General features: G+C 67.4%; 12 protein-coding genes. 7 read left to right on the forward strand and 5 right to left on the reverse strand.

Annotated features, from left to right (window positions below; translation table 11 throughout):
• Positions 1–143 precede the first annotated feature (143 nt).
• Positions 144–3029 carry an excinuclease ABC subunit UvrA gene (gene uvrA / locus AC5LXK_RS14765; RefSeq protein ID WP_493389479.1) on the forward strand — a complete coding sequence of 962 codons (2886 nt, stop codon included), beginning with the start codon at positions 144–146 and terminating at the stop codon, positions 3027–3029.
• A gap of 243 nt (positions 3030–3272) precedes the next feature.
• A complete protein-coding gene (locus AC5LXK_RS14770) occupies positions 3273–4358 on the forward strand; it encodes an AI-2E family transporter (RefSeq protein WP_493389480.1) in 1086 nt (361 codons plus the stop codon).
• 129 nt (positions 4359–4487) lie between these two features.
• Here AC5LXK_RS14770 and purU read toward each other — a convergent pair whose 3' ends face one another.
• The 5 genes from purU to AC5LXK_RS14795 form a co-directional block, all read right to left on the reverse strand.
• Entirely contained in the window at positions 4488–5372 is an 885-nt protein-coding gene (gene purU / locus AC5LXK_RS14775) for a formyltetrahydrofolate deformylase (protein ID WP_493389481.1), read from the reverse strand.
• 62 nt (positions 5373–5434) lie between these two features.
• Positions 5435–6301, reverse strand: a complete 867-nt coding sequence (locus AC5LXK_RS14780) for an NUDIX hydrolase (protein ID WP_493389482.1) — start codon at positions 6299–6301, stop codon at positions 5435–5437.
• Positions 6302–6306: 5 nt separating this feature from the next.
• Positions 6307–6921, reverse strand: a complete 615-nt coding sequence (locus AC5LXK_RS14785; RefSeq protein ID WP_493389483.1) for a LysE family translocator — start codon at positions 6919–6921, stop codon at positions 6307–6309.
• A gap of 67 nt (positions 6922–6988) precedes the next feature.
• The gene (locus AC5LXK_RS14790) at positions 6989–7555 is read right to left on the reverse strand and encodes an adenine phosphoribosyltransferase (RefSeq protein ID WP_493389484.1); all 567 of its coding nucleotides are present in this window, start codon (positions 7553–7555) and stop codon (positions 6989–6991) included.
• A gap of 77 nt (positions 7556–7632) precedes the next feature.
• Positions 7633–9639 (reverse strand): monovalent cation:proton antiporter family protein, encoded by a 2007-nt coding sequence (locus AC5LXK_RS14795; RefSeq protein WP_493389485.1) that lies wholly within the window; start codon positions 9637–9639, stop codon positions 7633–7635.
• A 125-nt stretch (positions 9640–9764) separates the two neighbouring features.
• Between AC5LXK_RS14795 and kdsD the strand changes: the two genes are divergently transcribed.
• Genes kdsD through lptB form a run of 5 tightly spaced genes read left to right on the forward strand, consistent with a single transcriptional unit; the run spans position 9765 to position 13361 of the window.
• On the forward strand, positions 9765–10748 hold the full coding sequence (kdsD, locus tag AC5LXK_RS14800; protein WP_493389486.1) for an arabinose 5-phosphate isomerase KdsD: 984 nt from the start codon (positions 9765–9767) through the stop codon (positions 10746–10748).
• A complete protein-coding gene (locus tag AC5LXK_RS14805) occupies positions 10748–11284 on the forward strand; it encodes a KdsC family phosphatase (RefSeq protein ID WP_493389487.1) in 537 nt (178 codons plus the stop codon). The genes kdsD and AC5LXK_RS14805 overlap by 1 nt, the downstream gene beginning before the upstream one ends.
• Before the next feature lie 3 nt (positions 11285–11287).
• Complete coding sequence (lptC, locus tag AC5LXK_RS14810) at positions 11288–11902, forward strand: LPS export ABC transporter periplasmic protein LptC (RefSeq protein ID WP_493389488.1); 615 nt, start codon at positions 11288–11290, stop codon at positions 11900–11902.
• Between the two features lie 20 nt (positions 11903–11922).
• Entirely contained in the window at positions 11923–12588 is a 666-nt protein-coding gene (gene lptA, locus AC5LXK_RS14815; protein WP_493389489.1) for a lipopolysaccharide transport periplasmic protein LptA, read from the forward strand.
• A complete protein-coding gene (gene lptB, locus AC5LXK_RS14820; RefSeq protein ID WP_059233172.1) occupies positions 12585–13361 on the forward strand; it encodes an LPS export ABC transporter ATP-binding protein in 777 nt (258 codons plus the stop codon). The genes lptA and lptB overlap by 4 nt, the downstream gene beginning before the upstream one ends.
• Positions 13362–13513 lie beyond the last annotated feature (152 nt).

Genomic DNA, 13513 nt, shown 5'->3' on the forward strand with positions numbered 1-13513 from the left:
ACCCGGAACCGTGCGGCGCGACCGCTCTCCCCGGTGCGGGCGTCGCCTTGCTGCCACCTGCTGTAAAGGCTGGGGGCCGTAAACGACGGTCTCGAAAAGCCGTTATAGTAGCAGGTTTGGTTCCCTCCATTTTCGCCAGGTTCATGGAACAGATCCGTATCCGTGGGGCACGCACCCACAACCTGAAAAACGTCAATCTCGACCTGCCGCGCCACAAGCTGATCGTGATTACCGGGTTGTCCGGGTCGGGCAAGTCGTCGCTCGCGTTCGACACCCTTTATGCCGAGGGCCAGCGCCGCTACGTCGAAAGCCTGTCCGCGTATGCCCGCCAGTTCCTGCAACTGATGGAGAAACCGGACGTCGACCTGATCGAGGGCCTGTCGCCCGCGATCTCGATCGAACAGAAGGCGACGTCCCACAACCCGCGTTCGACCGTCGGCACGGTCACGGAAATCCACGACTACCTGCGACTTTTGTACGCACGTGTCGGCACGCCGTACTGCCCCGACCACGACATCCCGCTCGAGGCGCAGAGCGTGTCGCAGATGGTCGACGCGGCGCTCGCGCTGCCCGAGGAAACCAAGCTGATGATCCTCGCGCCCGTCGTCGCGGATCGCAAGGGCGAGCATGCCGAGCTGTTCGAGGACATGCAGGCCCAGGGTTTCGTGCGCTTTCGCGTGCGCTCGGGCGGCGGCGCCGCGAACGAAGGCGTCGCGAAGATCTACGAGGTCGAGTCGCTGCCGAAGCTGAAGAAGAACGACAAGCACACGATCGACGTCGTCGTCGACCGCCTGAAGGTGCGCCCGGACATGAAGCAGCGGCTCGCCGAATCGTTCGAGACGGCGCTGCGCCTCGCCGACGGCCGCGCGATCGCGCTCGAGATGGATACCGACCGCGAGTACCTGTTCAGCTCGAAGTTCGCGTGCCCGATCTGCTCGTACTCGCTGCAGGAGCTCGAGCCGCGCCTGTTCTCGTTCAACAACCCGATGGGCGCGTGCCCGGAATGCGACGGCCTCGGCCAGATCACGTTCTTCGACCCGAAACGGGTCGTCGCGCACCCGTCGCTGTCGCTGGCCGCCGGCGCCGTGAAGGGCTGGGACCGCCGCAACCAGTTCTACTTCCAGATGCTGCAGAGTCTCGCGGCGTTCTACGAATTCGACATCGACGCCGCGTTCGAGGATCTGCCCGAAAAGATCCGGAAGGTGCTGCTGTTCGGCTCGGGCAAGCAGACGATCCCGTTCTCGTACATCAACGAGCGCGGCCGCACGACGATCCGCGAGCACGTGTTCGAAGGGATCATCCCGAATCTCGAGCGCCGCTACCGCGAGACCGATTCGGTCGCGGTGCGCGAAGAGCTGTCGAAGTACCAGAACAACCAGCCGTGCCCGTCGTGCGACGGCACGCGCCTGCGCCGCGAGGCACGCCACGTGCGGATCGGCACCGGCGACTACGCGCGCGGCATCTATGAAATCAGCGGCTGGCCGCTGCGCGATGCGCTCGGCTATTTCGACGGGCTGACGCTCGAAGGCGCGAAGCGCGAGATCGCCGACAAGGTGATCAAGGAAATCGTCGCGCGCCTGACGTTCCTGAACAACGTCGGCCTCGACTACCTGTCGCTCGAGCGCAGCGCCGAGACCCTGTCGGGCGGCGAGGCGCAGCGCATCCGGCTCGCGTCGCAGATCGGCTCGGGCCTGACGGGCGTGATGTACGTGCTCGACGAGCCGTCGATCGGCCTGCACCAGCGCGACAACGACCGCCTGATCGCGACGCTCAAGCACCTGCGCGACCTCGGCAATTCGGTGATCGTCGTCGAGCACGACGAGGACATGATCCGCACGGCCGACTACGTCGTCGACATGGGCCCCGGCGCGGGCGAGCACGGCGGCGTAATCGTGGCCGAAGGCACGCCGAAGCAGGTGCAGTCGAACCCGCAGTCGCTGACGGGCCAGTACCTCGTCGGCAAGCGCATGATCGAGTACCCGGACGAGCGGCTCGCGCCCGATCCCGAGCGGATGCTGCGCATCGTCGACGCGTCCGGCAACAACCTGAAGCACGTCGATCTCGAGCTGCCGGTCGGGCTGCTGACCTGCATTACCGGCGTGTCGGGTTCCGGCAAGTCGACGCTGATCAACGACACGCTGTATCACGCGGTCGCGCGCCACCTGTACGGCTCGTCGGCCGAGCCGGCGCCGCACGAGGCGATCGAGGGCCTCGAGCACTTCGACAAGGTGATCAACGTCGACCAGTCGCCGATCGGCCGCACGCCGCGCTCGAACCCGGCCACCTACACGGGCCTCTTCACGCCGATCCGCGAGCTGTTCTCGGGCGTGCCGACGTCGAAGGAGCGCGGCTACGATCCGGGCCGCTTCTCGTTCAACGTGAAGGGCGGCCGCTGCGAGTCGTGCCAGGGCGACGGCGTGCTGAAGGTCGAGATGCACTTCCTGCCGGACGTCTACGTGCCGTGCGACGTGTGCCACGGCAAGCGCTACAACCGCGAAACGCTCGAAGTGCAGTACAAGGGCAAGAACATCAGCGAAGTGCTCGAGATGACGGTCGAGCACGCGTACGAGTTCTTCAGCGCGGTGCCGGTCATCGCGCGCAAGCTGAAGACGCTGCTCGACGTCGGCCTCGGCTATATCCGGCTCGGCCAGTCGGCCACGACGCTGTCGGGCGGCGAGGCGCAGCGCGTGAAGCTGTCGCTGGAGCTGTCGAAGCGCGATACCGGCCGCACGCTGTACATCCTCGACGAGCCGACCACCGGCCTGCACTTCCACGACATCGCGCTGCTGCTGGAAGTGATCCACCGGCTGCGCGACCAGGGCAACACGGTCGTGATCATCGAGCACAACCTCGACGTGATCAAGACGGCCGACTGGGTGATCGACCTCGGCCCCGAGGGCGGCGCCGGCGGCGGCCAGATCATCGCGCAGGGCACGCCCGAGCAGGTCGCGAAGACGAAGGCCAGCTTCACCGGCAAGTACCTCGCGCCGCTGCTCAAGCGCACGGCCCGCAAGGTCGCGGCCGGCTGACAGTTCCTCCCTTGCCGCGCGCGGCCACCCGGCCGCGCGCGCATCCCGCCGCGCCGCGCACCCCCTCCCCTCGTTTTCCCTCTGCGTTTACACCACGCGCCAAACGGCCCCGTTGCGGACCATAATGGCAGCTATACTTTACGGTCGTAAGGTTCGCCGCACGCACCAATCCGGTGCGGCGCCGGGCGAACACGGCTCTGCCGCGCATTCCGCGGCATGACACACGAACGACAGGAATCCACGATGGAGAAGCAAACCGACTCGTCTCGCGATGCGCAGAATCGCGAACCGCACCTGCGCAGCGTGCGGCTGACGAGTGACTTCAGCCTGCCCAAGCTGTCGGCGCTCGAGATCGGCAGCTATGTCTTCTCGATCATCGCCATGTGGCTCGTGATCGAGCTCAAGCTGCTCGGCGGGCTGCTGGCCGGCCTGCTCGTCTACCAGCTGATCCACACGATCGCACCCGTGATCGAGCGCCATACCACGAGCATGCGCGCGCGCTGGGTCGCCGTCGTGCTGCTGTCGATCGTGATCGTTGGCGGCCTCACCGGCCTGACGATCGGCATCATCGAGCATTTCGAACATACGGTGCCGAACCTGCAGAGCCTGCTCGACCAGCTGATGCAGATCGTCGAGCAGACCCGCGCACGCACGCCGGCCTGGATCGCGAACCTGCTGCCCGTCGACGTCGAGCAGATGAAGACGAAGGCCGCCGTGCTGATGCACTCGCACATGGACCAGCTCCAGCAAAGCGGCAAGAGCGTCGCGCGCGGCTTCGGCCACGTGCTGTTCGGGATGATCATCGGCGCGATGATCGCGATCGGCGTCGAGCACGGCAAGGTGCGCCGGCCGCTGTCGACCGCGCTCGTCACGCGCGTGTCGCGCTTCTCCGACGCATTCCGCCGGATCGTGTTCGCGCAGATCAAGATCTCGGCGATCAACGCGGCATTCACGGGCATCTACCTGCTCGTCGCGCTGCCGATCTTCCACCAACGCCTGCCGCTGTCGAAAACGCTCGTGCTCGTCACGTTCATCGTCGGCCTGCTGCCGGTGATCGGCAACCTGATCTCGAACACGCTGATCGTCGCCGTGTCGCTGTCGGTCAGCATGGGCACCGCGATCGCGTCGCTCGCGTTCCTCGTGGTCATCCACAAGCTCGAATACTTCCTGAACGCGAAGATCATCGGCGGCCAGATCGAGTCGCGCGCATGGGAGCTGCTGCTCGCGATGCTGATCATGGAAGCCGCGTTCGGGCTGCCGGGCGTGATCGCCGCGCCGATCTTCTATGCGTACCTGAAGCGCGAGCTGTACCTGCTGCGGCTGATCTGAACTGAAGCCGCCCGCTCGCCGACGGCAATAAAAAACGCCGCGTCCCGTCAAGGGCGCGGCGTTTTTGTTTGCGGGGGACGGCCATCCGGGGACGGCCATCCGGGGGCCGGCCCTCCGGCGCCCCGCGAATCAGCGGAACACGACCGTCTTCGTCCCGTTCAGCACGATCCGGTGCTCGACGTGCCACTTCACCGCGCGCGCCAGCGTCACGCATTCGACGTCGCGGCCGATCGCGGTCAGCTGGTCGGGCGTCATGCTGTGGTCGACACGCTCGACTTCCTGCTCGATGATCGGGCCCTCGTCGAGATCGGTCGTCACGTAGTGCGCGGTCGCGCCGATCAGCTTCACGCCTCGGTCGAACGCCTGGTAGTAAGGCTTCGCGCCCTTGAAGCTCGGCAGGAACGAATGGTGGATGTTGATCGCGCGCCCGGCGAGCTGCTTGCACAGGTTCGGCGACAGGATCTGCATGTAGCGCGCAAGCACGACGAGGTCGGCCTGGTGCTCGTCGATCACTTCCAGCACGCGCGCTTCCTGCGCGGCCTTCGCGGCATCGGTCGAACCGCCGATCAGCGGGAAGTGATGGAACGGGATGTTGTAGCTCGCGGCGAGCTGGTAGAACTCCTTGTGGTTCGACACGATCGCCGGGATCTCGATCGGCAGCTGGCCGGTGCGATAGCGGAACAGCAGGTCGTTCAGGCAGTGGCCGATCTTCGACACCATGATCACGACGCGCGGCTTCACGGCCGCGTCGTGCAGCTCCCAGCGCATTGCGAACTGCTCGGCGAGCGGGGCGAACTCCTTGCGCAGCGTGTCGAGCGCCGTCGCGGCATCCGCGCCGTTGCCGTCCTGCTCGAAGTGCACGCGCATGAAGAACTCGCTGGTGCGGCTGTCGCCGAACTGCGCCGAGTCGAGGATGTTGTTGCTGCGCTCGAACAGGAAGCCCGAGACCGCGTGGACGATGCCGTGCCGGTCGGGGCACGACAGTTTCAAGATAAAGCTGTGATCGGTCGGCATGACCGCTACTCCCTTTGTTTCCGTATTCGTCAAAATGCCCGTTCGCACCGCCGGGCCGCGCGTCACGCGGCCGGTGCGAACAGCGCGTCGATACCGGCCGCGTCGGCCGCCGGAATCCAGCGGTGGCGCAGCAGCGTGTCGAGCGTCGCGAGGCTCGCGTCCATCGTCGCGCGGCCTTCGCGCAGCCAGCCGATCACCTCGGGCACGCCGGCCAGCAGGTGCTCGGCCACTTCGCCGTCCTGGTTGCGCGGCGCGAAATCGTGCGACAGCGGCAGGTCGTACACGAAGATCAGTTCGGACTGCGTGCCTTCCGGCAGCGAGTTCAGCACCTGCACCGCGCGGCCCGCGATCGCGCGCGCCGCCAGTTCAGGCGGAATGCCGGCTTCCTCCCAGCACTCCTTCGCGAGCGTCTCGTGAACGCCCAGCCCCCAGCCGATGCCGCCCGCAACGACGTTGTCGAGCATGCCGGGGTCGGTCGCCTTGGTCTCGCTGCGGCGGCCGAGCCACATTTTCGGCACGGCCGCGGCGGGCGGCTCGCCCGGCGTAACCGCATATTCTACGATGCCGTTCAGGTGCACCGCATAGGTCTGCGTGCCGAAGAAACGCGACGCGGCGCGCTCGATGTACGCGAGCGGCGGATCGTCGAAACGGTTGCGGATCGCGTAGATCTCGTCGCGCCAGCCGGGAATCGCCCCTTCGGCCGCCAGCGCGCCGATCGCGCTCGCAAGCGCCATGCTGCGCGCATCGACCGAATCGTAACGCGCCGACAGCACGACGCGCTCGCTGCCCAGCTCGAACACGTCGGGCCAGCGCGCGAGCTTCGCGACGTCCTGGCGGCGCACCCAGCCGACCGCCTGACCGGCGATCTCGAAACGCAGGTGCGCGGCCGGATCGAAACGGCGCGCGGCCGCGATGCACGGAAACGTCATCGCGGTCAGTCCTTCAGCGCGACGCGGATGCCGATCGCGATGAAGGTCGCGCCGGCGATCCGGTCGAGCCACACGCCGGCCTTCGGGCGGCGCTTCAGCCAGGCGCCGATCATGCCCGCGCCGACGCCGAACAGCGAGAAGACCGCGGCCGTCTGCAGCATGAACAGCGCGCCGAGCTCGAACATCTGCAGCGTCACGCTCTGCGTGCCGTGCGGATCGACGAACTGCGGCAGGAACACGACGAAGAACAGCGTGACCTTCGGGTTCATCAGGTTGCCGACCACGCTCTGCCGGAAGATCGTGCCGAGCGGCTGCGGCGGGCGCGCGTGCGCATTCGAGAGCCCCTGGCTGCGCAGCGCCTTGATGCCAATCCACACGAGGTACGCGGCGCCCGCGAGCTTCAGGATCTGGAACGCGACCGGCGACGAACGCAGCAGGGCCGCGACGCCGAGCGCCGCGAGCGTCGTGTGGAACAGGATCCCCGCCGTGAAGCCGAGCGCGGCGACGAAGCCGGCCGCACGGCCCTGCGAGATGCCGCGTGCGAGCACCTGCAGGTTGTCGGGGCCGGGCGCGAACGTGATCGCGATCGACGTGGCGAGAAACAGCATGAAATTGGGCATCGTGACCTCGCTGCAAAACGTGAACCAATGCGGGGAACCCGGGCGGCAAGCCCGGGCGGGCCGGCGTTCAGTGACCGCCGAATTCGGTAACGGTATAGACGGGCAGTCCGGCCTTGCGCAGCAGCGCCGAGCCGCCGAGATCGGGCAGGTCGATGATCGCCGCGCCTTCGACGACCACCGCGCCGAGCCGCTGCAGCAGGTTGCGCCCCGCCATCATCGTGCCGCCGGTCGCGATCAGGTCGTCCATGATGATCACGCGGTCGCCGGGGCGGCACGCATCTTCGTGGATCTCGACCGTCGCGCTGCCGTATTCGAGGTCGTACGATTCCGAACGCGTCTTGTACGGCAACTTGCCGACCTTGCGGATCGGCACGAAGCCGACGCTCAGCTCGTACGCGACGATCGGCGCGATGATGAAGCCGCGCGCGTCGAGGCCGGCAACGTAGTCGAGCTTCGCATCGACATAGCGTTCGACGAACAGGTCGACGAGGATACGCAGCGCCTTCGGGCTCTGCAGCAGCGTCGTGATGTCGCGGAACTGCACGCCCGGCTGCGGCCAGTCGGGCACCGTGCGGATCTGGCTGTGGATGAAGGCGACCGGATCGAGCGGTGCGCCCGACGACGAATGCGGCATGAAACTCTCCGAAAAAAACGGTGCGCGAAGATCGGGCACCGTTTCTGACAAATACGGGTCAGGTTGTGAATCGCGACTCAGGCAGCCGCGGCCGGCGGATCGCGCCGATGGCGCGACAACCGCTCCTCCGCGAGCGCGAGTGCCTCCGGCAACCCGCGCAGCACGACGATATCGCTCGCGCGCAGCTTGGTCTGCGGATCGGGTTCGACGCCGCGGATGCCGTGCCGGCGGATCGCCGTGACTTCCAGCCCGAGCGCATACAGCCCGAGTTCTTCCAGCGAACGCCCGACCGCGTCCGCGCGCGCATCGACCGGCACCGATTGTAGCCGCACCTGCTCGTGATCGTCGTCGTCCGCGTCGTCCGCGCCGCGGAAATAGCCGCGCAGCAGGCTGTAGCGCTCGTCGCGCATTTCCTCGACGCGCCGCACGACCTTGCGCATCGGCACGCCGACCAGCACCAGCGTATGCGACGCGAGCATCAGGCTGCCCTCGACGATCTCCGGAATCACCTCGGTCGCGCCGGCCGCGAGCAGCTTCTCGAGATCGGCGTCGTCGACGGTACGCACGATCGCCGGCAGCGTCGGCTCGAGCTCGTGCACGTGATGCAGCACGCGCAGCGCGGACGGCGTGTTCGCATAGGTGATCGCGACGGCCGCCGCGCGGTGGATACCGGCCGCGAGCAGCGACTCGCGCCGCGCCGCATCGCCGAACACGACCGATTCGCCGGCCGCCGCGGCCGCGCTCACGCGATCGGGATCGAGGTCGAGCGCGACGTACGAAATGCCTTCCTGCTCGAGCATGCGCGCCAGGTTCTGGCCCGCGCGGCCGTAGCCGCAGATGATCACGTGGCCGCGCTGCTTCAGGCTTTGCGTCGCGATCCGCGTCATCTGCAGCGACTGCTGCATCCATTCGGTCGACGACAGGCGCATCACGATGCGGTCGGCGTTCTGGATCAGGAACGGCGCGGCGAGCATCGACAGCAGCATCGACGCGAGAATCGCCTGCAGCAGCGTCGAATCGACGAGATGCCGGTCGAGGATCAGGTTCAGCAGCACGAAGCCGAATTCGCCGGCCTGCGCGAGGCCGATGCCGGTGCGCATCGCGACGCCCGGCGTCGCGCCGAACAGCCGTGCAAGCCCGGCGATCATCGTCCCCTTGAACAGGATCTGCCCGACGAAGAAGCCGAGCACGAGGAGCGGGTGCTCCCAGATCACGCGCGGGTCGAGCAGCATCCCCGTCGTCACGAAGAACAGGCCGAGCAGCACGTCGCGGAACGGCTTGATGTCCTCCTCCACCTGATGGCGGAACGGCGTCTCGGAAATGAGCATCCCCGCGATGAACGCGCCGAGCGCGAGCGACAGGCCGAAGCGGTCGGTGATGAACGCGGCGCCGAGCGTGACGAGCAGCAGGTTCAGCACGAACAGTTCCTGCGAGCGGCGCCGCGCGACGACGTTGAGCCAGCGCGTCATGAAGCGCTGGCCGACGATCAGCAGCAGCGCGAGCGCGATCACGATCTTGACGGCCGCGAAGCCGAGCGTGATCGCGAGATCCTTCGACGATTCGGCGCCGAACGCGGCGATCACGATCAGCAGCGGCACGACCGCGAGATCCTGGAACAGCAGCACGCCGAAGATGTTGCGGCCGTGCTCGGTCTCGATCTCGAGCCGCTCGGCGAGCATCTTCGACACGATCGCCGTCGACGACATCGCGAGCGCGCCGCCGAGCGCGATGCTGCCCTGCCACGTGATGTGCACCCAGCGCTCGAACAGCGCGCCGAGCACGACCGCGAGCAACAACGTCGCGACCACCTGCATCAGGCCGAGCCCGAACACGAGCCGCTGCATCGACCTCAGCTTCGCGAGCGAGAATTCGAGGCCGATCGAAAACATCAGGAACACCACGCCGAATTCGGCGAGATGCTCGGCGCGTTCGAGGTCCGCCGCGATGCCGAACGCGTGCGGGCCGACCAGGATGCCGACGGTCAGGTAGCCGAGCATCGGCGGCAGGTTCAACGAACGGAATACGACGACGCCCACCACCGAGGCCAGCAGCAGCAGCAGGGTCATTTCGAGCGGGGAAATCACAGGCGAAGCGTCCTCGTTCGTCGGGGCCACGGCAATGCGGGCGCGGGTGGTGGCGGTGGACAGGCGACATCGGACGAGTCCGAAGGCCCGGCGCGGCGAACAAACGCCTTTGCTATACTCCGCGCATGATAGCGAAAATCAATGATGACCGGGCGCTCGCGCTCGCCCGCGACGTGCTCGACATCGAGGCGGACGCCGTGCGCGCGCTGCGCGACCAGCTCGACGGCGGCTTCGTCCAGGCCGTCGCGCTGCTGCTCGGCTGCCGCGGTCGTGTCGTGGTGTCGGGTATCGGCAAATCGGGGCATATCGCCCGCAAGATTGCAGCCACGCTGGCCAGCACCGGTACGCCGGCCTTCTTCGTCCACCCCGCCGAGGCCAGCCACGGCGACCTCGGGATGGTCACCTCCGACGACGTCTTCATCGGCATCTCCTATTCCGGCGAATCGGAAGAACTCGTCGCGATCCTGCCGCTCGTGAAGCGGATCGGCGCGAAGCTGATCGCGATCACCGGCCGCGCGGAGTCGAGCCTCGGCACGCTCGCCGACGTGAACCTGAACGCCGCGGTCTCGAAGGAAGCGTGCCCGCTGAACCTTGCGCCCACCGCGAGCACGACGGCCGCGCTCGCGCTCGGCGATGCGCTCGCCGTCGCCGTGCTCGACGCGCGCGGCTTCGGGTCGGACGATTTCGCGCGCTCGCACCCGGGCGGCGCGCTCGGCCGGCGCCTGCTCACCTACGTGCGCGACGTGATGCGCTCGGGCGACGACGTCCCGTCCATCGGGCTCGACGCGACGCTGTCGGACGCGCTGTTCCAGATCACCGCGAAGCGCCTCGGCATGACGGCCGTGGTCGACGCCGGCGGCAAGGTCGTCGGCATCTTCACGGACGGCGACCTGCGCCGCGTGCTCGCCCGCGACGGCGACTTCCGCGCGCTGCCGATCACCGAAGTGATGACGCGCGACCCGCGCACGATCGCGCCGGATCATCTCGCGGTCGAGGCCGTGGAACTGATGGAGCGCCACCGGATCAACCAGATGCTGGTCGTCGATGCCGACGGCGCGCTGATCGGCGCGCTGAACATGCACGACCTGTTTTCGAAGAAGGTGATCTGATGAGCGCAGCGCTGACTGCGGCCGAACGCGCGAGCCGCGTGAAGCTGATGATTTTCGACGTCGACGGCGTACTGACCGACGGCGGCCTGCTGTTTACCGCGGCCGGCGACACGATGAAGTCGTTCAATTCGCTCGACGGTCACGGCGTGAAGCTGCTCGGCGAAGCCGGCATCGCGACCGCGATCATCACGGGCCGCCGCTCGGACATCGTCGCGGCGCGCGCGAAGGAAATGAAGATCGCGCACCTGTTCCAGGGCGTCGAGAACAAGCTCACCGTGTTCGCCGACCTGATCGCGTCGCTCGGCCTGAGCGCCGACGCGTGCGGCTACATGGGCGACGACTGGCCCGACCTGCCCGTGATGCTGCGCTGCGGCTTCGCGACCGCCCCCGCGAACGCGCACCCCGAGGTGATCGCCCGCGCGCACTGGGTGGCCGAGGCCCGCGGCGGCCACGGCGCCGTGCGCGAAGTGTGCGACGCGATCCTGCGCGCGCAGCGCCGCTACGACGCGCTGCTCGCAGCGGCCTGCGGAGCCTGACGGATGAACACGCATTTCCGCTGGACCCAGTTGCTGCCGCTCGCCGCGGTCGCCGCGCTCGCAGGCATCACCTGGTGGCTGCTGCAGGCCACGCTGCCGCCGCCCGGCGAAGGCATCGTGCAGCCGAAGCGCCACACGCCCGACTATTTCGCGGACAACTTCTCGGTCACCGAACTCGACCAGTCGGGCTCGACCCAGTACCGGCTGACGGCCGCGAAGCTGATCCATTACGAAGACACCGAAAGCAGCGACCTGACCGATCCGGCCATGCGCGCGTTTCAGCCCGGCAAGCCGGTCGTGACGACCACCGCGAAGCGCGGCACCGTCAACGGCGACGTGTCGATCGTCGATTTGTACGACAATGCACGCATCCTGCGCGCGGCCGGCGGCGGCGATCCCCAGATGCAGGCCGATTCCCAGCATTTCCGGATCTTCGTCAATGACGATGTGATCCAGACCGAAAAGCCGGTTAAACTTCAGCGCGGCCTGTCGCTCGTCAACGCGACCGACGGCATGAAGTACAACAACGTCACCCGGGTCATCGAGCTTTACGGCAACGTGCGCGGCACGATCGCCGCGGCGGACACGTCCGGCGGCTCGAAAGGTCAACCCAAGTGACGCATCCCTCACGTGACTGCATGAACGAATCGTTCCCTCGACTGATTTCCGGCGGCGCTGCGCGCGCCGTCCGCGCCGCGCTTGCCGCGACGCTCGTGGCGCTCCCGCTGGTCGGGCTGGCGCCGCTCGCCCATGCCGAGAAGGCCGACCAGAACAAGCCGATCAACGTCGAGGCCGACAACCTGACCTATGACGACCTGAAGCAGGTGACGGTCGCGACCGGCAACGTCGTGATCACGAAGGGCACGATCATCATCAAGGGCGATCGCGTCGAAGTGCGCCAGGACCCGGAAGGCTATCAGTACGCGACCTCGTTCGGCAGCAGCAAGAAGCACGCGACGTTCCGCCAGAAGCGCGAAGGCCTCGACGAATACATCGACGGCGACGCCGAGCGCATCGACTACGACGGCAAGCAGGATCTCACCACGCTGACGACCGCCGCGACCGTGCGCCGCCTGCAGGGCACGTCGACCATCGCCGATACCGTGCACGGCAGCGTGATCACGTACGACGGCCAGCGCGACTTCTACACCGCGAAGGGCGGCAAGGACGTCGCGGCGCCGGGCAACCCGAACGGCCGCGTGCGCGCGATGCTGTCGCCGAAGAACGGCGGCCCCGCGCCGCTGAACGGTGCGCCGGCAAAGCTGTCGCCGTCGACCACGATCCAGGGAGCGCCCGACCAATGAACGCGCTACCGAACCGCCAGCCGGCCGGCACCACGAGCTCGCTCGTCGTCCGCAACCTGAAGAAGCGCTACGGCTCGCGCACGGTCGTCAAGGACGTGTCGCTCGACGTGAAGAGCGGCGAAGTCGTCGGCCTGCTCGGCCCGAACGGCGCCGGCAAGACGACGTCGTTCTACATGATCGTCGGCCTCGTGCCGCTCGACGCGGGCGAAATCTCGCTGAACGGCAGCTCGATCAGCCTGCTGCCGATCCACAAGCGCGCATCGCTCGGCCTGTCGTACCTGCCGCAGGAAGCGTCCGTGTTCCGCAAGCTGACCGTCGAGGAAAACATCCGCGCGGTGCTCGAGCTGCAGTACGGCGAAGACGGCAAGCGGCTGTCGAAGGACGCGATCTCGTCGCGCACCGAAGCGCTGCTCGACGAGCTGCAGATCGGCCACCTGCGCGAAAACCCCGCGCTGTCGCTGTCGGGCGGCGAACGACGACGCGTCGAAATCGCGCGCGCGCTCGCGACCAACCCGAACTTCATCCTGCTCGACGAACCGTTCGCCGGCGTCGACCCGATCGCGGTGCTCGAGATCCAGAAGATCGTCAAGTTCCTGAAGCAGCGCAACATCGGCGTACTGATTACCGATCACAACGTCCGCGAAACGCTCGGCATCTGCGACCACGCGTACATCATCAGCGACGGTTCGGTGCTGGCCGCCGGCGCACCGAGCGAAATCATCGAAAACGAAAGCGTGCGCCGCGTGTACCTCGGCGAACACTTCCGCATGTAACTCCTCCCTCGTGGCTGGCTGCACCCCGCCCGGCATGGCCGCGCGGGGCCGCGCCCTGCTTCGCGGCCATGCCCGCGGCCGGGCGGCGCGCCGCGCGTAATCGCGGATGGCTCAACGCGCCTGGGTCGTGGCAAACTGCCGGTATGACTCCC

The sequence above is a fragment of the Burkholderia pulmonis genome (assembly GCF_984667975.1).